At 58.8% G+C, this 20753-nt stretch carries 23 protein-coding genes; 20 read left to right on the top strand and 3 right to left on the bottom strand.

Features of this window, described 5'->3' with window-relative positions; genetic code table 11:
- Positions 1–63 precede the first annotated feature (63 nt).
- From CPter91_RS22735 to coq7, 14 genes are all read left to right on the top strand, one after another.
- Positions 64–1002: an amino acid ABC transporter substrate-binding protein gene (locus CPter91_RS22735; protein ID WP_061946547.1), complete on the top strand. Its 939-nt coding sequence runs from the start codon at positions 64–66 to the stop codon at positions 1000–1002.
- A 174-nt stretch (positions 1003–1176) separates the two neighbouring features.
- Positions 1177–2124, top strand: coding sequence for an amino acid ABC transporter substrate-binding protein (locus tag CPter91_RS22730; RefSeq protein WP_061944591.1), 948 nt, complete (start codon positions 1177–1179; stop codon positions 2122–2124).
- Positions 2125–2306: 182 nt separating this feature from the next.
- Positions 2307–3059: an amino acid ABC transporter permease gene (locus CPter91_RS22725; RefSeq protein ID WP_061944588.1), complete on the top strand. Its 753-nt coding sequence runs from the start codon at positions 2307–2309 to the stop codon at positions 3057–3059.
- Between the two features lie 2 nt (positions 3060–3061).
- Positions 3062–3757 carry an amino acid ABC transporter permease gene (locus tag CPter91_RS22720; protein WP_061944585.1) on the top strand — a complete coding sequence of 232 codons (696 nt, stop codon included), beginning with the start codon at positions 3062–3064 and terminating at the stop codon, positions 3755–3757.
- Between the two features lie 83 nt (positions 3758–3840).
- The gene (locus CPter91_RS22715) at positions 3841–4566 is read left to right on the top strand and encodes an amino acid ABC transporter ATP-binding protein (protein ID WP_061944582.1); all 726 of its coding nucleotides are present in this window, start codon (positions 3841–3843) and stop codon (positions 4564–4566) included.
- Positions 4567–4715: 149 nt separating this feature from the next.
- Complete coding sequence (locus CPter91_RS22710) at positions 4716–5474, top strand: AAA family ATPase (RefSeq protein WP_061944578.1); 759 nt, start codon at positions 4716–4718, stop codon at positions 5472–5474.
- Between the two features lie 4 nt (positions 5475–5478).
- Positions 5479–6513: a dihydroorotase gene (gene pyrC / locus CPter91_RS22705; protein WP_061946545.1), complete on the top strand. Its 1035-nt coding sequence runs from the start codon at positions 5479–5481 to the stop codon at positions 6511–6513.
- Positions 6514–6657: 144 nt separating this feature from the next.
- Positions 6658–7278, top strand: a complete 621-nt coding sequence (locus CPter91_RS22700) for an ANTAR domain-containing response regulator (RefSeq protein WP_061944573.1) — start codon at positions 6658–6660, stop codon at positions 7276–7278.
- 331 nt (positions 7279–7609) lie between these two features.
- Entirely contained in the window at positions 7610–8890 is a 1281-nt protein-coding gene (locus CPter91_RS22695; RefSeq protein ID WP_061944570.1) for a CmpA/NrtA family ABC transporter substrate-binding protein, read from the top strand.
- Positions 8891–9118: 228 nt separating this feature from the next.
- Positions 9119–9880 (top strand): nitrate ABC transporter permease, encoded by a 762-nt coding sequence (gene ntrB, locus CPter91_RS22690; protein WP_417924867.1) that lies wholly within the window; start codon positions 9119–9121, stop codon positions 9878–9880.
- 28 nt (positions 9881–9908) lie between these two features.
- A complete protein-coding gene (locus CPter91_RS22685; RefSeq protein ID WP_061944563.1) occupies positions 9909–10715 on the top strand; it encodes an ABC transporter ATP-binding protein in 807 nt (268 codons plus the stop codon).
- 16 nt (positions 10716–10731) lie between these two features.
- Complete coding sequence (cobA, locus tag CPter91_RS22680) at positions 10732–11505, top strand: uroporphyrinogen-III C-methyltransferase (protein WP_417924827.1); 774 nt, start codon at positions 10732–10734, stop codon at positions 11503–11505.
- A 46-nt stretch (positions 11506–11551) separates the two neighbouring features.
- The gene (locus tag CPter91_RS22675; protein WP_061944560.1) at positions 11552–12397 is read left to right on the top strand and encodes a DUF3025 domain-containing protein; all 846 of its coding nucleotides are present in this window, start codon (positions 11552–11554) and stop codon (positions 12395–12397) included.
- 48 nt (positions 12398–12445) lie between these two features.
- Positions 12446–13072: a 2-polyprenyl-3-methyl-6-methoxy-1,4-benzoquinone monooxygenase gene (coq7, locus tag CPter91_RS22670; protein WP_061944557.1), complete on the top strand. Its 627-nt coding sequence runs from the start codon at positions 12446–12448 to the stop codon at positions 13070–13072.
- Between the two features lie 79 nt (positions 13073–13151).
- Here coq7 and CPter91_RS22665 read toward each other — a convergent pair whose 3' ends face one another.
- Complete coding sequence (locus tag CPter91_RS22665; protein WP_061944553.1) at positions 13152–13598, bottom strand: OsmC family protein; 447 nt, start codon at positions 13596–13598, stop codon at positions 13152–13154.
- 532 nt (positions 13599–14130) lie between these two features.
- On the opposite strand from CPter91_RS22665, the gene rplM reads away from it, so the two are divergent.
- The 6 genes from rplM to erpA all read left to right on the top strand — a co-directional run bounded on the left by rplM (position 14131) and on the right by erpA (position 17948).
- Positions 14131–14559, top strand: a complete 429-nt coding sequence (rplM, locus tag CPter91_RS22660; RefSeq protein ID WP_061944550.1) for a 50S ribosomal protein L13 — start codon at positions 14131–14133, stop codon at positions 14557–14559.
- Positions 14560–14568: 9 nt separating this feature from the next.
- On the top strand, positions 14569–14961 hold the full coding sequence (rpsI, locus tag CPter91_RS22655; protein WP_038493344.1) for a 30S ribosomal protein S9: 393 nt from the start codon (positions 14569–14571) through the stop codon (positions 14959–14961).
- A gap of 275 nt (positions 14962–15236) precedes the next feature.
- The gene (argC, locus tag CPter91_RS22650) at positions 15237–16274 is read left to right on the top strand and encodes an N-acetyl-gamma-glutamyl-phosphate reductase (protein WP_061944548.1); all 1038 of its coding nucleotides are present in this window, start codon (positions 15237–15239) and stop codon (positions 16272–16274) included.
- A 64-nt stretch (positions 16275–16338) separates the two neighbouring features.
- On the top strand, positions 16339–17073 hold the full coding sequence (locus CPter91_RS22645) for a DUF6776 family protein (RefSeq protein WP_236905886.1): 735 nt from the start codon (positions 16339–16341) through the stop codon (positions 17071–17073).
- A 13-nt stretch (positions 17074–17086) separates the two neighbouring features.
- Positions 17087–17482 (top strand): bactofilin family protein, encoded by a 396-nt coding sequence (locus CPter91_RS22640; RefSeq protein ID WP_061944545.1) that lies wholly within the window; start codon positions 17087–17089, stop codon positions 17480–17482.
- A 103-nt stretch (positions 17483–17585) separates the two neighbouring features.
- Complete coding sequence (gene erpA / locus CPter91_RS22635) at positions 17586–17948, top strand: iron-sulfur cluster insertion protein ErpA (protein WP_014007938.1); 363 nt, start codon at positions 17586–17588, stop codon at positions 17946–17948.
- A gap of 113 nt (positions 17949–18061) precedes the next feature.
- On the opposite strand, the gene CPter91_RS22630 is transcribed toward erpA, so the two are convergent.
- Together CPter91_RS22630 and CPter91_RS22625 are read right to left on the bottom strand one after the other, a co-directional pair.
- On the bottom strand, positions 18062–19225 hold the full coding sequence (locus tag CPter91_RS22630; RefSeq protein ID WP_061944543.1) for an anhydro-N-acetylmuramic acid kinase: 1164 nt from the start codon (positions 19223–19225) through the stop codon (positions 18062–18064).
- Positions 19226–19304: 79 nt separating this feature from the next.
- On the bottom strand, positions 19305–20720 hold the full coding sequence (locus CPter91_RS22625; RefSeq protein WP_061944540.1) for a M23 family metallopeptidase: 1416 nt from the start codon (positions 20718–20720) through the stop codon (positions 19305–19307).
- Between the last annotated feature and the right edge of the window lie 33 nt (positions 20721–20753).

Here is a 20753-nt window from a genome sequence, read left to right as displayed (position 1 = left end):
ATATTCCGGACCGAAAAATAGTTCGACATCATTAGCGCATATCAACGGGAGAGCAGCGTGGCAATCAAGGATAGCAACAAGAAAAAAGCGAGGAGCGGCGCGGCCGCATGGCGCCGGACAGCAAGCTTGAGCGCGGCGCTGGCGCTCAGCCTGGGTTTGAGCGCGGCGGCACATGCGGAAGACGTGCTGGCAAGGATTCGCGACAGCAAGACCATCACGATCGCCTATCGCGAGGCATCTTTCCCTTTCTCTTTTCTGGACCAGGATAAAAAGCCGGTGGGCTACGCGATCGACCTTTGCCTGAAAATAGCAGATGCTGTAAAGCAACAATTAAAGCTGCCGCAGTTGAATATCGCCTACGTGCCGGTGACGTCGTCCAATCGCATCGATGTGATTGCCGGCGGCAAAGCAGACCTGGAGTGCGGCTCGACCACCAACAATGCAGAACGGCGCAAGCGCGTCGATTTCACCATCGCGCACTTCATGGCATCGTCGCGCATGATCGTGCGGGCTGACGACAAGATCAAGAACTGGCCGGACCTGCGCAATAAAAAAGTGGTGACGACCAAGGGCACGACCAGCGTCAAGTCGCTGGAAGACCGCGGCCAGGTTCGCTCGCTCAACATGACGATATTGGAAGGACATGATCACAACGAGTCGTTCAAGATGGTGGAAGACAAGACCGCCGATGCTTTCGTGATGGATGATGTACTGTTGTACGGCTTGAAGGCGACGGCCAAGGATCCTGCCGCCTATGCCGTGGTCGGTGATCCTTTGACAACCGAGCCGTACGCGATCATGCTGCCTAAGGGCGATCCGGTCTACAAGGGCCTGGTGGATCGCGAAATGGGCCGCATCATTCACGACGGCGAAATCTACAAGTTGTATTCGAAGTGGTTCCTGAGCGCGATACCGGCAAAAAATAATCTTACGTTGAACATGCCGATGAGCTATCTTTTCAGAGAGTCATTGCGTTTTCCGTCGGACCAGGTCGGGAATTAGCAGCAGCAAGGTCATGACAATAATAAAATTGAACGTAATTGAAAATTCATACAGGTTGGGGAGACCGGTATTTTTGGAGGAGAGCTGGACATAATAAATAAGCATGGGTATAAGTCCGCTGTGCAAGCAGCGAGTTTGTTAAACTATACAGATAATTTTTTAACGGGAGTTGTTATGATGTCATCGAAATTGGTCGTCGCTTTGGTTGGCCTGGGAGTGCTGGTTAGCTCCGTGCAAGCACAAGAATTGACCGGAACACTCAAAAAAATCAAGGACACCGGCACCATTACCCTGGGTGTGCGCGATTCTTCTATCCCTTTCTCTTACCTTGATGACAAACAGTCGTATCAAGGCTATTCGATCGACCTGTGCCTGAAAGCCGCTACCGCGATCCAGAAACAGCTCGGCCTGACCGCACTCAACGTCAAGATGGTCCCAGTGACATCGGCGACCCGCATTCCGCTGATCGCCAACGGCACGATCGACCTGTCCTGCGATTCCGCCACCAACAATGCCGATCGCCAGAAGGTTGTGTCCTTTGCGCCGACCATGTACGTGACGGCCAATCGTATCCTGGCCAAGAAATCCTCCAACATCACGAAGCTGGACGACCTCAAGGGCAAGACCATTGTCTCGACTTCCGGCACATCCAACCTGAAGCAAGTCACGATCCTGAATGGCGAGCGCAACCTCGGCATGAACATCCTGGCTGCCAAGGACCACGCCGAAGCGTTCCTGATGGTGGAAACCGGCCGTGCAACGGCATTCGTGATGGACGACATCCTGCTGGCTTCGCTGGCTGCCAGCTCGAGAGCGCCTAACGACTACGCGATCACCACCGAAGCGCTGTCGGTTGAGCCATACGGCATCATCGAGCGTAAAGACGATTTGCCTTTCAAGCAGGCTGTCGATACTGCCTTGACCAACCTGTACAAATCGGGCCAGGTCAACGACATCTATGCAAAATGGTTCCTGAAGCCTATCCCACCTAAGGGCGTCAACCTGAACGTGCCGATGAGCCCGCAATTGAAGGCGGCATTTGCTCATCCAACCGATTCCGGCGATCCGGCTGCCTATGCTGCCGTGCCTGAAGCGCAAAAACAGTCGTTGAAGAAAAAATAAGATTGGCGATCTAAAGAAATGAAGGGAGGCGCAAGCCTCCCATTTTGTTTCTGGAATTGATTTGCTGCGACGCACAATTTTCTCTATCATGTGCGCCGGACGGCGGCAGGTCTGGTGCATCTGGGTAGCTTATTGGTAGCTTATGCAGCAGCAGTGGATGAGAGAGTGAGAGGGGACTTAATATGCATTACAACTGGAACTGGGGTATCTTCTGGCAAGAGTCTCCCGACGGTGTCAGCACTTACATGGACACCTTGCTGGCCGGCCTGAAATGGACGCTTGCATTGTCTATTTCAGCCTGGATCATGGCGTTGGTCATCGGTACGGTGATCGGTACGATTCGCACCATGCCAAACAAATGGGCAGTACGCGTGGCCAACGGCTACGTCGAATTATTTCGCAACATTCCTTTGATCGTTCAGATGTTCCTCTGGTATTTCGTGATGCCGGAGATTGTACCTGCGGGCATTGGCAACTGGCTCAAGAGCCTGCCGAATGCATCATTCATCACCGCCTTCCTGGCGCTGGGTTTCTTTACGTCGTCGCGGATTGCCGTACAGGTTTCCGCCGGCATCAATGCACTGCCCCGTGGCCAAAAGCTGGCGGGTACTGCACTTGGCTTGACGTTGCCGCAAACATATCGCTACGTATTGCTGCCGATGTCGTTCCGGATCATCATTCCGTCCCTGACCAACGAATTTGCCGCAATCATCAAGAACAGTTCGGTCGCCTTGACCATCGGCCTGGTGGAACTGACCGCAGCCACTTATTCGATGCGTGAATTCACGTTCCAGACCTTCGAATCCCTGACCGGCGCCACGGTAATTTACGTGCTCATCTCGGGGATCGCCTTGCTGCTGGCGCGCTGGCTTGAAAAAGCCATTGCGATTCCAGGATTTATTGCCTCTGGCAGTGCGAATACAGGAGGTCATTGATCATGTTTTCGAATTTCGACTTTGATGTAATCCAGCGCTCCTGGTTCTACCTGTTCACCACCGGCATGAAGTTCACGCTGACGCTGACCGTGGTGGCGATGATCGGCGGCATTCTGTTCGGCACCGTGCTGGCGATGATGCGGCTGTCGCACAACAAGGCGATCTCGCTGATCGCCACCAGCTATGTCAACCTGATCCGTTCTGTGCCGCTGGTGCTGGTGATTTTCTGGTTCTACTTCCTGGTGCCGTATATCGGCGCCTGGATCATCGGTGCGCCGCAGCCGGTGCAGGTCGGGGCCTTTTCATCGGCGCTGATTACCTTCATCCTGTTTGAAGCGGCTTATTATTGCGAAATCATGCGTTCCGGGATCCAGTCGATTCCGCGCGGCCAGGTTTCTGCCGGCTATGCGCTCGGCATGAACTACTGGCAGATGATGGGCAATGTGGTGCTGCCGCAAGCGTTCCGCAACATGATCCCGATCCTGCTGACGCAAACCATCGTGCTGTTCCAGGACGTCTCGCTGGTCTACGTGCTGGGTTCGGTGCCGGACTTCGTGACGGTGGCGTCGAAGATCGCGCAGCGTGACGGCCGCCTGGTGGAAATGTACATGTTTGTCGCCGTGGTGTACTTCGTGATGAGCTTCGGTCTGTCGACGCTGGTCAAGAAGCTGCAGCACCGGGTGGCGATTATTCGATAATGGACGGCGGCATGCCCTTGGCAGGGCGGCCGCCAGTTGGAAAAACAGAACTCAGCAGAATTCAGGAATTAGGAGAAATACTCATGATTAAGCTTAACAACGTCAGCAAATGGTACGGCCAATTTCAAGTCCTGACCGATTGCACCACGCAAGTGGCCAAGGGCGACGTGGTCGTCGTGTGCGGACCGTCGGGTTCCGGCAAATCGACGCTGATCAAGACCGTCAACGGCCTCGAGCCGTTCCAGAAGGGCGAGATCACGGTCGATGGCGTTTCGGTCGGCGATCCGAAGACCAACCTGTCGAAACTGCGCGCGCGCATCGGCATGGTGTTCCAGAACTTCGAACTGTTCCCGCACATGTCGATCCGTGAAAACCTGACCATCGGCCAGGTCAAGGTGCTCGGCCGCAGCCAGGATGAAGCCAATGAAAAAGGCTTGAAATACCTGGACCGCGTCGGCCTGATCGCGCAGAAAGACAAGTTCCCTGGCCAGTTGTCCGGCGGCCAGCAGCAGCGTGTGGCGATTGCCCGCGCCTTGTCGATGGATCCGATCGCCATGCTGTTCGACGAACCGACTTCGGCGCTCGATCCGGAAATGATCAACGAAGTGCTGGACGTGATGGTGGGCCTGGCGCAAGAAGGCATGACCATGATGGTGGTGACCCACGAAATGGGTTTCGCCAAGAAGGTCGCCAACCGCGTGGTGTTCATGGACAAAGGCCTGGTGGTGGAAGACTGCCGCAAGGAAGAGTTCTTCGGCGCGCCGCGTTCCGACCGTGCGCGCGACTTCCTGGCCAAGATCATTCACTGATCGCAGGATTGCCCGCCAGACAAGAAGCCGCTCCGGTGCATGCCCGAGCGGCTTTTTTACGGGCGCCTGCCGGTGCTGGCCGTGGCTGCGATTCAGGCTGGCAAGTGCAGCTGCGGTAAAATGGCGCTTATCGAAGTCGCCGCCACGCCATGCTTTCCATCAAACCTTACCTGCGCAGCCTGAAACTCAATCCCGATAAGGCGATTGACTACGATGCCTATCCGTTTAGCATTCCTGCCGTGCGCGAGCTGGAACAGATCGAGTTTCATCCGGAAGTGACCTTCCTGGTCGGCGAAAACGGCGCCGGCAAATCGACCTTGCTGGAAGCCGTGGCGATCGCCTGGGGTTTCAATGCCGAGGGCGGCACCATGAATGCGCGTTTCTCGACTGCCGACGCACATTCCGAGCTGCACAGCTACCTGCGCACCGTGAAGAGCTTCAAGCGGCCGCGCAACGGCTATTTCCTGCGTGCCGAAAGTTTTTTCAACCTCGCCACCTATGAAGAAGAGCTGGAAGAGGGCGCCGGCCGGGTGCACCATTCCTATGGCGACAAGGGGCTGCACCGGCAATCACATGGCGAATCCTTCCTGGCGCTGCTGCAAAACAAATTCCAACCGGACGGCTTCTACATGCTGGACGAGCCCGAGGCGGCGCTCTCGCCCAACCGCCAGTTGACGGCGCTGGCGATCATTCACAAACTGGCGCAGAATCGCTGCCAGTTCATTATCGCCACGCATTCGCCCATCCTGCTGGCATACCCGCATGCGCGGATTTACCTGCTGGACCAGAGCGGGCTCAGCGAGACCCGCTACGAAGACACGGAACACTATACGACCACCCGCCATTTCCTGAACAACCCGGCAGCCATGCTGGAGCGACTTTTTGCAGAAGAGAATGAAGATGACTGATGCCTTGACCGATACACTGACCATTACCCGTCCCGACGACTGGCACTTGCACCTGCGCGACGGCGTAGCGCTGGCCAGCGTGCTGCCGCACAGCGCGCGCCAGTTCGGCCGCGCCATCGTGATGCCTAACCTGAAGCCGCCGGTCACGACCACCGCGCAGGCCGCGGCCTACCGCGAGCGTATCCTCGCCGTGCTGCCGCCCGAACTGACGTTCGAGCCGCTGATGACGCTATACCTGACCAACAATACGCCGCCGGACGAAATCCGCCGCGCCAAGGACAGCGGCTTCGTACACGCGGTCAAGCTGTATCCGGCCGGCGCCACCACCAACTCGGACGCCGGCGTGACCGATCTCAGCAAGTGCTACAAGACACTGGAAGTGATGCAAGAGCTGGGCATGCCCTTCCTGGTGCATGGCGAAGTCACCGATCCGGCGATCGACATCTTCGATCGCGAAGCGGTCTTCATCGAACGGGTGATGCTGCCGCTGCGGCACGACATGCCGGAATTGAAGGTGGTGTTCGAGCACATCACCACCAAGGACGCCGCGCAATACGTTGAAAGCGCCGAAGGGCCGGTCGCCGCCACCGTCACCGCGCACCATTTGCTGTACAACCGTAATGAAATCTTCAAGGGCGGGATCCGCCCGCATTACTATTGCCTGCCAGTGCTGAAGCGCGAAGAGCATCGCCAGGCCTTGGTGCGCGCGGTGACTTCCGGCAGCAGCCGTTTCTTCCTCGGCACCGATTCGGCGCCGCATCCCAAGGGTTTGAAGGAGCATGCCTGCGGCTGCGCCGGCTGCTACACCGCACTGCATGCGATGGAGCTGTACGCGCAAGCCTTCGACCAGGCCGGCGCGCTGGATAAGCTGGAAGCCTTCGCCAGCTTCAACGGCCCGGCGTTCTACAACCTGCCGCGCAACCAGGGCAGCGTGACCCTGAAGCGTCAGCCGTGGACCTTGCCGGCCGAACTGCCGCTGGGCGAGACCACGCTGGTGCCGCTCAACGGCGGCGAAACCATAGACTGGCAGTTGCTGTAAAGTCATCCGGCCGCCGGCGCGCGGCGGCCGTTCGCATCGACATGGTGCGATTTTTGCATGCTTGCATGGCAGCGATGGATAAAACACGCTCCCATCCTGTCTAACCGTAGCTCATTGAGTCGTCCGCGGACGAGGGTTCCAAGCATGCAAAGTCTACGTATCGTCGTTGTCAATCCAGTCGCCATCGAAGGCGAAGACGACCCCGCGTTTGCCGCCCAGGCTGCGCGCGGCAAGGACTTGCGCATCGGTTTGCTGGAGGCCGGCTACAACATCATTGCCTCGCTTCCGGCCGACCTCTATCTCCCCGAAAGAATTGCTCAATTGCAACCAGACATGATCATCGTCGATGCCGAATCCGACGCCCGCGACGTGCTGGAGCATGTGGTGGTGGCGACACGCGACGCCCGCCGTCCGATCGTGCTGTTTACCGAGGACGCCAAGACCTCCAGCATGGATGCCGCCATGGCTGCCGGCGTCTCTGCCTATATCGTGGCGGGCTTGCAGACGGCGCGCATCAAGCCGGTGCTGGATGTCGCCATGGCGCGTTTCCGCCAGGAGCAGAAGTTGCTGGCGGAACTGTCCGACACCAAGCTCAAGCTGGCCGAGCGCAAGGTGCTGGAACGGGCCAAAGGCTTGCTGATGGAACATCATAAACTGAGCGAGCAAGAGGCCTATCAGAAGCTGCGCAGGCTGGCGATGGACAAGAACCTGAAACTGTCCGAGGTGGCGCAGCGGATCATCGATGCCGCCGATTTGCTGGGCTGAGTCTTGTCTGAGTCTTGTCTGAATCTCACCTGAGATTCGCCTGAATCTTGCGATTGCAGCAAGCCGGCATCGGCAGAAATGCCCGAAAATCGTGAGCCGGTTTGGTGCGATGCACAAAGCGAGTGCGCTTTTCGGCCAGGACTCTGACGTCTCTCCCTCTGCAACTCCTGGCACGTGGTTTGCATAGTCAATAACAGGCGCCAGCGTTGGCGCTGCTGGAATCGGCTAACGGCGGTCTTTTCCACATAAGACAAAGGTGTCTTTCCACATGACTTGCGTATTGTGGAACGACGCCTTTTTTTGTTTGCCGAGAACACAGTGGAGCCATGCGATGGAATCAAAAAAAGCACTGCCGCAAGATGGTCTTGACCTGAGCCTGGCTGTCGACGGCAAGCGCCGCCAAATACTACAAGCCGCCACCGTTGCGGCAGGAGCCAGCATGTTGGGATTATCTAGCACCGGAGCGTGGGCCGCAGGTTCGGACAAGCCGGAAAAAACCGAAGTCAAGATCGGCTTCATCCCGCTGACCGACTGCGCCTCGGTGGTGATGGCGTCGCTGCTTGGCTTCGACAAGAAATACGGCATCAAGATCATCCTCAGCAAGGAAGCTTCCTGGGCCGGTGTGCGCGACAAGCTGGCCAACGGCGAGCTGGATGCTGCCCATGTGCTGTCCGGCCTGATCTACGGCGTGCAGATGGGCATAGGCGGCCAGAAGAAAGACATGGCGATCCTGATGGGGCTTAACAATAACGGCCAGGCCATCACGCTGTCGAAGAAGTTGGCCGACAAGGGGGCCGTGGACGGCCCTTCGCTGGCGAAGCTGATGGCCAGCGACAAGCGCGAATATACCTTTGCCCAGACTTTCCCGACCGGCACCCACGCTATGTGGCTGTACTACTGGCTGGCCGCCAACGGCGTCAATCCGCTCAAGGACGCCAAGGTGATTACCGTGCCGCCGCCACAGATGGTGGCGAATATGCGGGTCGGCAACATGGATGGCTTCTGCGTCGGTGAACCGTGGGGCCATCGCGCGATTGTCGATGGCGTCGGCATCACCGCCATCACTACCCAGGAAATCTGGAAAGACCATCCGGAAAAAGTGCTCGGCACCACCGCAGAATTCGCCGCCAAGAATCCGAACACCTGCCGCGCCTTGATCGCCGCGGTGCTGGAGGCCGGCAGGTGGATCGACGCCTCGCTCGCCAACAAGAACAAGATGGCGGAAGCGATCGCAGACAAGTCCTATGTCAACACCAGCAAGGACGTGATCGACCAGCGCATCATGGGACGCTATCAGAATGGCTTGGGCAAAACCTGGGACGATCCGAACTACATGAAGTTCTACAACGACGGCCTGGTCAATTTCCCCTATCTGTCTGACGGCATGTGGTTCATGACGCAGCACCGGCGCTGGGGTTTGCTGAAGACGGATCCCGATTACCTGGCGGTAGCCAAGTCGGTGAGCCAGATCGACCTGTACAAGGACGCGGCGGCCATGACCAAGACGCCGCTGCCGAAAGATGTGCTGCGCACCTCGAAGCTGATGGACGGGACGGTGTGGGATGGCAAGAATCCCCAAGCCTATGCGGCTTCCTTCAAGATCCGCGCATAGCAGCATCGCGGGCCACCCTGATGTTTCGGAACCGCATTTTTTGGGAGAGCCATTATGAGTGCAATCATGGACACAGAGGCGAATGCGAATCGTCAGGCGGTGACCATGCGTGACGGCGTCGAAGTGTCCGGAGAGGCAGAAGCCGAGGCGCCAAGCGCAGCAAGCAGCGCCATTGCCAGACCACCACAGAAATCCAGCAACCGGCGCAGCAGCGTGCCGCCCTGGCTGATGCCGATCGTGGCGCCACTGCTGGGGCTGGCGTTCCTGGTGCTGGTCTGGCAGATCATCGCCATCAACAACAACCAGTTCCCGACGCCGCTGCTGACTTTGCAGGAAGCGCTCACGCTGTTTGCCGATCCGTTCTACCGCACCAGCCCCAACGACCAGGGCATAGGCTGGAATATCCTGGCGTCGCTGCAGCGCGTCGGCGTCGGCTTCGGACTGGCGGCGCTGGTCGGGATTCCGCTGGGTTTCATGATCGGCCGTTTCAATTTCCTCTCCAGCATGTTCGGCCCCATCATCAGCCTGCTGAAGCCGGTATCGCCGCTGGCGTGGCTGCCGATCGGCCTGCTGGTGTTCAAGTCGGCCAATCCGGCAGCGATCTGGGCGATTTTCATCTGCTCGATCTGGCCGATGGTGATCAACACCGCGGTCGGGGTGCAAAGAGTGCCGCAAGATTACATGAATGTGGCGCGCGTGCTGAACCTGTCGGAATGGAAAATCATCACCAAGATCCTGTTTCCGTCGGTGCTGCCGTATATGCTGACGGGCGTGCGGCTGGCGATAGGCACCGCCTGGCTGGTGATCGTGGCGGCGGAAATGCTGACCGGCGGCGTCGGCATCGGCTTCTGGGTATGGGATGAATGGAACAACCTCAATGTGCCGCACATCATCATCGCGATTGTAGTGATCGGCGTGGTCGGCCTGCTGCTGGAGCAGTTGCTGGTGACGCTGGCGAAAGCGTTTACCTACGAGCAGGTTGTTAGCTAGTCCAATGCGATAGCCAAGGAAAAAAAACATGGAAACACGCGATGCCAAGTTCATCGATATCCACCAGGTCGGCATGCTGTTCAACACCCACAAAGGCCAGTTCCATGCGCTGCGCGATATCAGCCTGACCGTGCGCAAGGGCGAGTTTGTGACCCTGATCGGCCATTCCGGCTGCGGCAAGTCGACCTTGCTGAATCTGATCGCCGGTTTGCTGATGCCGAGCGAAGGCGTGCTGATTTGCGCCAGCCGCGAAATCGGCGGGCCGTCGCCCGAGCGTGCAGTCGTGTTCCAGAATCATTCGCTGCTGCCTTGGCTTACCTGCTTCGAGAATGTCTATCTCGGCGTTGAGCGCGTATTTTCGGCAACGGAAAACAAGATCGCCATGAAGGAGCGCACCAAGGCTGCGCTGGCGCTGGTGGGTTTGAGCGCGGCCGGGCAGAAACGGCCGCACGAAATTTCCGGCGGCATGAAGCAGCGCGTCGGCATTGCGCGGGCGCTGGCGATGGAGCCCAAGGTCTTGCTGATGGATGAACCTTTCGGCGCGCTGGATGCGCTGACGCGCGCGCATCTGCAAGACGAGTTGCTGAAAATCGTCGCCAAGACCGGCTCGACGGTGGTGATGGTGACCCATGATGTCGATGAAGCGGTGCTGCTGTCCGATCGCATCGTGATGATGACCAACGGTCCTGCCGCCACTATCGGCGAGATCGTCCAGGTAAGGCTGGCGCGGCCACGCGAGCGGCTGGCGCTGGCGCAGGATCCGCTGTATGCCGAATACCGCACTTCTGTGCTGGAATTCTTGTACCGCAAACAGGCGGTGGCGCATGCGGCGTGACGTATGACAGGAGGTAATGACCATGCATACCGGCAAGGTGATATTGGTAGGGGCGGGGCCGGGCGATCCGGAGTTGCTGACGTTGAAAGCGGTCAAGGCGATTTCCCAGGCTGATGTGCTGCTGGTGGACGATCTGGTCAATCCCGAGGTCCTGCAGCATGCGCCAGAGCGTGCACGCATCGTTCATGTCGGCAAGCGCGGCGGCTGTCGTTCGACCTCGCAAGAATTCATCCAGCGCCTGATGGTGCTGGAAGCGCATGACGGCCACTGCGTGGTGCGCCTGAAAGGCGGCGACCCCTATCTGTTCGGCCGTGGCGGTGAGGAGCGCGCCTACCTGCGCCAGGCCGGCGTGACAGTGGAAGTGGTGCCGGGCATTACCAGCGGCATGGCGGCCGCCGCCAGCATTGGCATCGCGCCGACTCACCGTGACCACAGCCAGGGCGTGATTTTCGTGACCGGCCATGGCAAGAACGAAGGGGCGCAGCCGAACTGGCCGGCGCTGGTAGCCTCCGGCCTGACCTTGGTGATCTACATGGGCGTGGCGCGCTGCCGCGAGTTGCAGCGCGCTTTGCTGGATGGCGGCATGGCGGCAACAATGCCGGTAGCGGTAGTGCGGTCGGCGACGCTGCCGGCGCAAGCGCAGCTGCTGACCAGCCTCGGCCGTTTGCCGCAGGACTTGCTGGTGAGTGGCCTGGGCAGCCCCAGCATTATTGTCATCGGCGAGGTGGTGCGCTGCGCCGACGGCTTCGGCGATATCGGGCTGGAGCAGATGCAACAGGCGCTGGCTTGAGCCGGGCTTTGGCGGCTGGCCCGGGGAGATGTAAAATGCGCGGCAAATGCCTAGCTCTGACTTCCATCCGCTCTCCGATTCTGCGCCATCGTTTCTCACAGCGATAGACTGGTCGCAACCCTGGCTGCAGCCATTGCAGCCGCTAGGCCGACGCTTGAGCGTAGCGCCCGACTGGCGCCAGGCCTTGAACGCGGTCGCGCAGGAACGCGCGATCTGCAACTACCTGGGTTTGCCGCTCAGCTTTGTGACGCAGGCCGAACTGCCCGTCGCCATGGCCTACGAAGCATTCATCGGCAGCAGCGGCAAAGTGCCAACCCGCGACAATTTGCACGATTTCCTGAATGCACTGATCTGGCTCTCCTTTCCTGCCATCAAGGCGCGCCTGAACGCGCTACAGGCTGCCGAACTGGCCAAGGCAGGCACGCTGTCGGGCAGCAGCAAGCCGCGCGGCCCCGCGCGCGACGCCGCCACCATTTTCGATGAAAACGCGGCGCTGCTGCTGGTGCGCGACAACACCGAGGGACAAGCGCTGGTGGCCGCTTTGCGTAACCATCAGTGGACCGATGCTTTCGTCGCGCAACGACAGTTGTTCGGCAGGGATGCCGAAGTCTGGCTGTTCGGCCACGCCTTGCTGGAAAAGCTGGTGCGTCCCTACAAGGCGATTACCGCCCATACCCTGGTGGTGACTGCGCCTGAGTCCTACTTTGCACTTGGCGAGGATGGCAGGCGCGGCTGGATCGATGACCGCGTCGCAGCCGATCTGGCGCAGCACGGCTCCCTGATCGGGCGCCTGACGCCTTTGCCGGTGCTGGGCGTGCCGGGCTGGTGCCAGGACCAGGACGGCGACTTCTATGCAGACGGCGCGGTATTCCGGCCAAAGCGCGTCAAATAGCCGCGGCCTGATAAAATTCAGGCTACTTCTTTTTCAGATCGTTCCAGCATGCCATTCCTTGACCAAGCCATCACCGACTTCGATAACGCCCTGCGCGTGATCACCGGGCAAGCTTCCGCTTCGCGTCCGAGTCCCGCCCTGCAGGCGCCGGACGGCGTGCTGGATGCGGCCGAGCAGCGTCATAGCGCCGGCCTGATGCGCATCAACCATGTCGGCGAAGTTTGCGCCCAAGCCTTGTACGATGCCCAGGGCCGCTTCGCCCAAGGATCGCCGATCAAGCAGCAGTTTGCTGAGGCTGGCAGGGAAGAAGAAGACCATCTCGCCTGGACGGCTGAGCGCTTGCGCCAGCTGGGTTCGCGTGTCAGCTTGCTGAATCCCCTGTGGTATGCCGGTTCCTACGCACTGGGTACGCTGGCGGCGCGGCTGGGCGATACGCGCAGCCTGAGCTTTGTCTCGGAAACCGAGCGCCAGGTGGAAAAGCATCTCAATAGTCATCTGGAGCAGCTACCGCTGCAGGACGCCAAATCGCGCGCCATCGTCGAACAGATGCGCGACGATGAAATCGCCCATGGCGAGGCGGCGCGTTCTTTGGGAGGAGTGGAAATGCCCTTGCCGGCGCAGAAGGCAATGCAGGCGATGTCGAAAGTGATGACGACGGTCGCCTACTACATCTGATTGCTAGGGTGGGCATCCTTGCCCACGCGGATGGTTGCGCCTCAAGGTGGGCAGAAATTCCTGCCCACCCTCCCAAATATCAGGCCTCAGCCGCGGTTTCCGCCAGGTCGTCGATGATTTCGAAGGAATGGGTTATTTCGGCGGTCTTTTCCAGCATGATCGAGGCCGAGCAGTACTTCTCGTGCGACAGCTTGATCGCGCGCTCCACCAGGTTGGGCTTCAGGTTGCGGCCGCGCACGGTGAAATGGAAGTGGATCTTGGTGAAAACCTTGGGTTCCTTCTCGGCCCGCTCCGATTTCAGCGTGACGTCGCAGCCGCGCACATCCTGGTGGCCTTTACGCAAGATCAGCACCACATCGTAGGCGGTGCAGCCGCCGGTGCCGGCCAGCACCACTTCCATCGGACGCGGCGCCAGGTCGCGGCCGCCGCCATCCGGCGCGCCGTCCATGGTCAACAGGTGGCCGGAGCCGGTTTCAGCCAAAAAAGTCATGCCGGACAAGCCGGTCCAGCGTACTGTGCATTCCATAGGTTCTCGCGCGGTGTTGGTGGTGGTCGCGTTATTCTAACTGCTCTTGGCGGCGGCCGTTCAGGCGGGGTTTGTTGTTATTTTAAAAACTCAAGCCGGGATTCTTGGTAAAACTCCCTAATTTTCTACCTTGCGATGCACAATTCCGTTTGCTAAGATGGATCATCGATGGCCGGAGTTGGCTCTTGGCAATCAACCCATGTCTCCTCCACCCCTCCACAGGAGTGGATTTAAACCCGACGCCCAAGTGCAGATCGGGTTTTCTTTTATCCGGGGCCGCCGCCGGCCGGGAACCTGTCGCCGGATTTACAAGCGCATTTACAACAATTCCTAGTCCAAATGCCGATTATTTTCAATCGGTTTGACGCCAAGTCCTTGAAAAGGCTATAATTTACGGCTTTTCCGTTTGCTCAGGAAAAGATAACAAGGCAGAGTCTGTCGCTGATGCAGGACGAAAATCCGGTCTAACAACCAGGTTTCCGATAGTGATGGAACCACCATTTGAGCGAATTAAACTAGTTAGGAAGTCAACATGAAAACTTTTTCCGCTAAGGGCCATGAAGTCCAGCGTGATTGGTTCGTGATTGACGCGACGGACAAAGTCCTCGGACGTGTTGCCAGCGAAGTGGCACTCCGACTGCGCGGCAAACACAAACCGGAATTTACTCCACACGTTGATACCGGCGATTTCATCGTCGTCATCAATGCAGGCAAACTGCGCGTCACTGGCGCCAAGGCAACCGACAAGACATATTTCCGTCACTCCGGTTACCCAGGCGGCATCTACGAAACAAATTTCCAGAAAATGCAACAGCGTTTTCCAGGTCGTGCGCTGGAAAAAGCGGTCAAGGGCATGCTGCCTAAGGGTCCGCTTGGCTACGCCATGATCAAGAAGCTCAAAGTGTACGCAGATGGCACCCATCCGCACACCGCGCAGCAACCTAAAGCACTTGAACTCTAAGGAATAGACATGATCGGTAACTACAATTACGGAACCGGCCGTCGCAAGAGTGCAGTGGCTCGCGTTTTCATCAAGTCCGGCTCGGGCCAGATCATCGTCAACGGCAAGCCAGCGAATGAATACTTTTCGCGCGAAACCGGTCTGATGGTGATTCGTCAACCACTGGAACTGACTAACCATGTCGAAACTTTCGACATCAAGGTCAACGTCAGCGGCGGCGGCGAGTCCGGCCAAGCTGGTGCAGTTCGCCACGGTATCACTCGTGCACTGATCGACTACGATGCAACTTTGAAATCGGAGCTGTCCAAAGCCGGCTTCGTTACACGTGATGCACGTGAAGTTGAACGTAAAAAAGTTGGTCTGCGCAAGGCGCGTCGCGCAAAACAATTCTCCAAGCGCTAATCTACGCTTTCAGAATATCGAAAAGCCGCCAGGTTCGCGCCTGGCGGCTTTTTGTCATTTGCTGCGTCAGAATTTCATGCACGTAACATTGGCTGCCGGCATTGCCATGCTAATAACGGCAAAATATTGCCGAAGTGAATGTTGACAAGCTCAAACAATTGGCTGATAAAATAGTCGGCCCTATACCGTCTTGCCGCAAAAAGCAGCAGTGGCGGATTGCCGGTTATCAGGTTCAGGAAGACCAAGCGCACAACGCTTCCAAGCAAGGAAAAGAAATGATCAAAGTCGGGATTGTGGGTGGTACGGGTTATACCGGGGTCGAGTTGCTGCGTTTGCTGGCAACCCATCCGCAGGTGCAGTTGCAGGCGGTGACTTCGCGCAAGGAAGACGGCATGCCGATTGCGGACATGTATCCGTCGCTGCGCGGGCGCGTTGCGCTGGCCTTTTCGGCGCCTGAAAAAGCCAAGTTGACCGAATGCGATGTCGTCTTCTTCGCTACCCCGCATGGCGTCGCCATGGCGCAGACGCCGGAGCTGCTGGCAGCCGGCGTCAAGGTGATCGACCTGGCCGCCGACTTCCGCCTGCAGGACACCGCAGTTTTCGAAAAATGGTACAAGATGCCGCACAGCTGCCCTGAGCTGCTGAAAGAAGCCGTGTACGGTTTGCCTGAGCTGAACCGCGCCGCCATCAAGGATGCGCGCATCATCGGCAACCCTGGCTGCTATCCGACCACGATGCAACTCGGCCTCGCGCCTCTGCTGAAGGCTGGGGTGGTAGATGCCGGACATCTGATCGCCGATTGCAAATCGGGCGTTTCCGGCGCCGGCCGCAAGGCCGAGGTCGCCATGCTGTTCTCGGAAGCCAGTGACAATTTCAAGGCTTACGGCGTCTCCGGCCACCGTCATTCACCGGAAACCGTGGAGCAGCTCGGCAAACTTACAGAACAGAAAATCGGCTTGCTGTTTACGCCGCATCTGGTGCCGATGATACGCGGCATGCATTCCACCATTTACGCGCGCCTGACCAAGGAGCTCGACAACGCCGCGCTGCAGGCGCTCTTCGAGGATGCCTACAAGAACGAGCCGTTCGTCGACGTCATGCCGTTCGGCGCGCATCCGGAAACCCGTTCCACCCGCAGCTCGAACATGCTACGCATCGCTCTGCATCGCCCGAACGACGGCGATACCGTGGTGGTGCTGGTGGTACAGGACAATCTGGTCAAGGGCTCAGCCGGCCAGGCAGTACAGTGCATGAACCTCATGTTTGGCCTGGAAGAAACGACTGGTCTGATGCACGTGCCGGTCATGCCATGATGCTTGCGCTATCGGGGCTGGCCGCCACGCCGGCGACTGTGGGTGTGCGACGGAACCAGCCGCGATGAAGTACAAGCTGTGGGTTCGGCGCATGTCGATTTCGGCGCCGAAAATGACCGTGAAAAGCCATTTTCCGTGGCCGCTGAAGGCGCTTTTCCTGATCGTGGTGCTCGGTTTCGGCGGCGCCATCGCCATGTGGATGTACGATCTGGGCCGCGATTTTACCGGCCACAGTCCGGGCATCAGCAAGCAGCAGCTGGCCGACCTGAATGAAAAGGTGAGCAGCCTGACGGCGGAGCGCGACCGCTTTTCGACCACCGTCAACGCCGCCGAAAGCCGGATGAATATCGAGAAGGCGGCGCAAGAACAACTGGGTCACCAGATCAAGGTGCTGGAAGCCGAAAACGCCAAGCTGAAAGAGGACCTGGCGTTTTTTGAGGGTTTGCTGCCGAATGCGACCGGCAACCAAGGCATTACCATTCAGCGCCTGACCGCGGAATTGCAGACGCCGACGCAGCTGCGTTATCGGATGCTGATTATGCAGGGCGGCAAAGCGCCTAATTTCACCGGCGAAATGCAATTGCTGGTGACGGCGACGGTGGCGGGGAAAAGTACGGTGCTGACTTTCCCGGGCGCCGGCGCGACGGCGGCAGACAAGGCTGCCTACAAGTTGGATTTCAAGTATTACCAGCGGGTCGAGGCCGAACTGACTTTGCCGGAAGGCGCAGTGGTCAAGGCGATTCAAGCCAAGGTCATGGACAAAGGCCAGATGCGGGCGCAGCAAACCACTAATTTGTAAAAAAGGAAACATCATGTTCAACCGCAAAGCAAAGAGCACCATCGACAGCCTGATCGGTTCGTCGACCAGCATCCAGGGCGATGTCCACTTCAAGGGCGGTCTGCGCATCGACGGCCATGTCAAGGGCAATGTGGTGGCTGAAATCGGCCAGGCCAGCGTGCTGGTGATTTCCGAGAGCGCCAAGGTGGAGGGCGAAGTGCGGGTCGCGCATCTGGTGGTCAACGGCGAAATCAGCGGCAACGTTTTCTCGTCGGAACTGCTTGAATTGCAGCCGAAAGCCCGCATAACTGGCGATGTCAATTACAAGGCGCTGGAAATGCATAGCGGCGCGCTGGTAAGCGGCAAGCTGACCCATGAACAGAACGTGATCGAACCGGTGCTAAAACTTGCCATGACGCAATCTGCCTGAGTAGTGTGCAGAGAAGCGCACCCGGTTTCGGGCTTTGCCTGCATGAATCCAGGCAAGCGCCTATAATGCAGTATTGTATGTATCCCCCCCGCAGGAGCCAAAAATGAATGCTGTCGCTGAAATCCAAGATGTAGTCGCATCCCCTATCGTGTTTACCGATAGCGCCGCCGCCAAAGTTGCGCAACTGATCGAAGAAGAAGGCAATCCCGACCTGAAATTGCGCGTATTCGTGCAGGGTGGCGGCTGTTCCGGTTTCCAGTACGGTTTCACTTTTGATGAAATCGTCAATGAAGACGACACCACCATGAGCAAGAACGGCGTGCAGCTGCTGATCGACTCGATGAGCTACCAGTACCTGGTCGGCGCCGAAATCGATTACAAGGACGACCTGGAAGGCGCGCAATTCGTGATCAAGAACCCGAACGCGACCACCACTTGCGGTTGCGGTTCTTCGTTCTCGGCCTGATGCACCCGGCCGGTTCTGAACCGGCCTGAGCAGGACACGGTAGTAAAAAAGACGCTGGGGAATTATCCCCGAGCGTCTTTTTTTATGTCGTTTTGAAGCCGGAGCCGGTTTCGTCAGGCCGGGTATAGCGCGCCCAAGATGCGCGCACCGCGCGCGCCAGTCACCAATGGCAGGTTGCCGGGCAAGCGCTGGTCGAAGCGCAGCGCCAGCCAGGCGAACGCCACTGCCTCGACATGGTTGGGGGCAATCCCCAGCGCTGCGGTCGACTGCACGTGTGCCCGCAGTCCATGGCTTTGCAGAGCCTGTGCCAGTTGCATCATCAGATAAGGGTTATAGGCGCCGCCGCCGCAGACATACACGGTTTCTGCTGCGGGCGCGTGACGCACAATGGCATCTGCGATCGTGGTGGCGGTCAGCGTCGCCAGGGTGGCCTGGACGTCGGCCGGGCTCAGCTTCAATGGCGCCGTATGACTTAATTGCTGGTCTAGCCAAGCAGCATGGAACAGGTCGCGGCCGGTGCTCTTGGGCGGTGCAGCGGCAAAATATTCTTCCTTGCGCATGTGCGCCAGCAAGGCGGCCGAAGGCTGGCCGCTGGCGGCCCAATTACCGTCTTTATCGTAATCCTTGTCCAGATGGCGCTTGATCCACAAATCCATCAGCACATTGCCCGGTCCGGTATCGAAGCCGATCACATCGCGCTCCTCGCTCTCAGCCGCCTGGCCATGCAAGACGCTGATGTTGCCGATGCCGCCGATATTCACCACTACCCGGGTTTGCGCCGGATCGGCGAACACCGCCTGGTGAAAGGCCGGGACCAGCGGCGCGCCCTGGCCGCCGGCGGCGACGTCGCGGCTGCGGAAATCGGCGATGACGTCGATGCCGGTCAGCTCCGCCAGCAGCGACGGATTGTTGGCCTGGCGCGTAAAGCCGAGCTCGGGGCGATGGCGGATGGTCTGGCCGTGGACGCCAATGGCGCGAATCTGTCCAGGCTTCAGGTCGGCGTCGGCCAGCAAGCGTTCGACGCAGGCGGCGTAGTGGGCGGCCAGGGTATTGGCCACCAGCGCTTCACGTTCGATTTCATCCTGGCCGGCGCTTTGCAGGGCCATCAGCTCGGCGCGCAAGCCGGCGGAAAACGGCACGTAGGCCGAGGCCAGGGTGGCGACCGCCTGCTGTTCCGGCGCGGCGGCAAAGGCGGCGATGACGCCATCGACGCCATCCAGGCTGGTGCCGGACATCAGCCCGATGTAAAGATTGCTGGGGGAGTTTGGTGTGGACATAATAAAACCGTTGTGAGATCGCTTGATTTTACTAGCGCTCCCACAACGGTTCTACGTTTATCCGGTACTAATGTGCAAATTACTTTGATGCCAGCTTGGTGGTCGGTGCTGCCGGTTTTGCCGCTGGTGCTTCGCTGCCGCTCAGCAGGTTGAAGCGATGGGTGATATCCGCCGCCACCGTCTTGAAACGCTGCAGCTCGGCGCCTGCCAGCGGGCTGGCGGTAGGCACCACCACCGAGAGCGGGTCGCGCGGCTCGTTGGCGACGCGGAACTCATAGTGCAGATGCGGGCCGGTGGCCCAGCCGGTCATGCCGACATAGCCGATGACGTCGCCCTGGCTGACTTTGCTGCCTTTGCGCGAGGTCGGCGCGAAGCGGCTCATGTGAGCGTACACCGTGGAATACTTGCTGTCGTGCTTGATGATGACCACATTGCCGTAGCCGCTCTCGACGCCGGCGAAGTCGATCACGCCGTCGGCGGTAGCGTGGATCGGCGTACCCATGGCCGCAGCGAAATCGACGCCGGTGTGCTTTTTCCACTTGCCGAGGATGGGGTGGATGCGCATCGAGAAGCCGGATGAAATGCGGGTAAAGGTCAGCGGTGATTTCAGGAAGGCCTTTTTCAGCGACTTGCCGTCGAAACCGTAATAGCCGCCCTGGCCGCTGCTGTCAGGATCGTCGAACCAGACTGCCTGGAACGGTTTGCCGCCGTTGACGAATTCGCCCGCCAGGATGCGGCCGGCGCGCAGGAACTGGCCGTCTTGCCAGAATGTTTCATAAGCGACATTGAAATGGTCGCCACGCTTCAGGTCGGAGGCAAAATTGATATTGGTGCCGAACATGGCGACAATCTGCGACGCCACGCTGTCCGGAATATCTGCCGCATCGGTGGCGGCGAACAGCGAGGAGCGAATCACGCCGGTATGCATTTCGACGCGCCGTTCAACCGTCGGTGTTTCTTCGGCAACGCTGAATTTGTCGCCGTCGCGTCGGATCAGCAGGTTCTTGGGCGAGTTGTCGCGGCCGTCGGCCATGGTGGCGCGCAGCATCTGCAATTGGCCGTCATTGCTGGTTTGCGCTTGTACGGCGGTGCCCGGCTTGAGGCGCAGCATGGCGCGCGCGCTGCTGTCGGACTTGATGAAACCGGCGGCCTCATCGTCGTCCACGCCCAGCCGTGTCAGCAAGGCCGCCAGGGTATCGCCGGCGCGCATCTTGTCTTCCGCAACGTACAATTGTTGCTGGGCTTCAAGCTTGGCAATCTGCTCACTCAAACTGGGCAATTCCAGTTCAGCGGAAATCGCCCGAACCGGCACATCGTCAGGATCAGTTGGCAGCGGAGCAACACCGGCCGCGCCGAAGGCGACCAGAGTCAACAGCACGGCGGAAGCGGAGACTATACGGGTTTTACGTGAAGAATCAGTAAACAGGACGGGTATCTGCTGGAAAAACGGCTTGATACTGGACCGCAAGTTGATGATTTTATCTTTGAGAGACATGCAATACGTTAAAATTTGCCGTTTGCTACCGAT

It is taken from the genome of Collimonas pratensis (assembly GCF_001584185.1).
In the GTDB taxonomy this organism is placed as follows: domain Bacteria; phylum Pseudomonadota; class Gammaproteobacteria; order Burkholderiales; family Burkholderiaceae_D; genus Collimonas; species Collimonas pratensis.
Note: the sequence above shows the minus strand (reverse complement) of the source record. Positions and strands in the feature narration are given on the sequence as shown.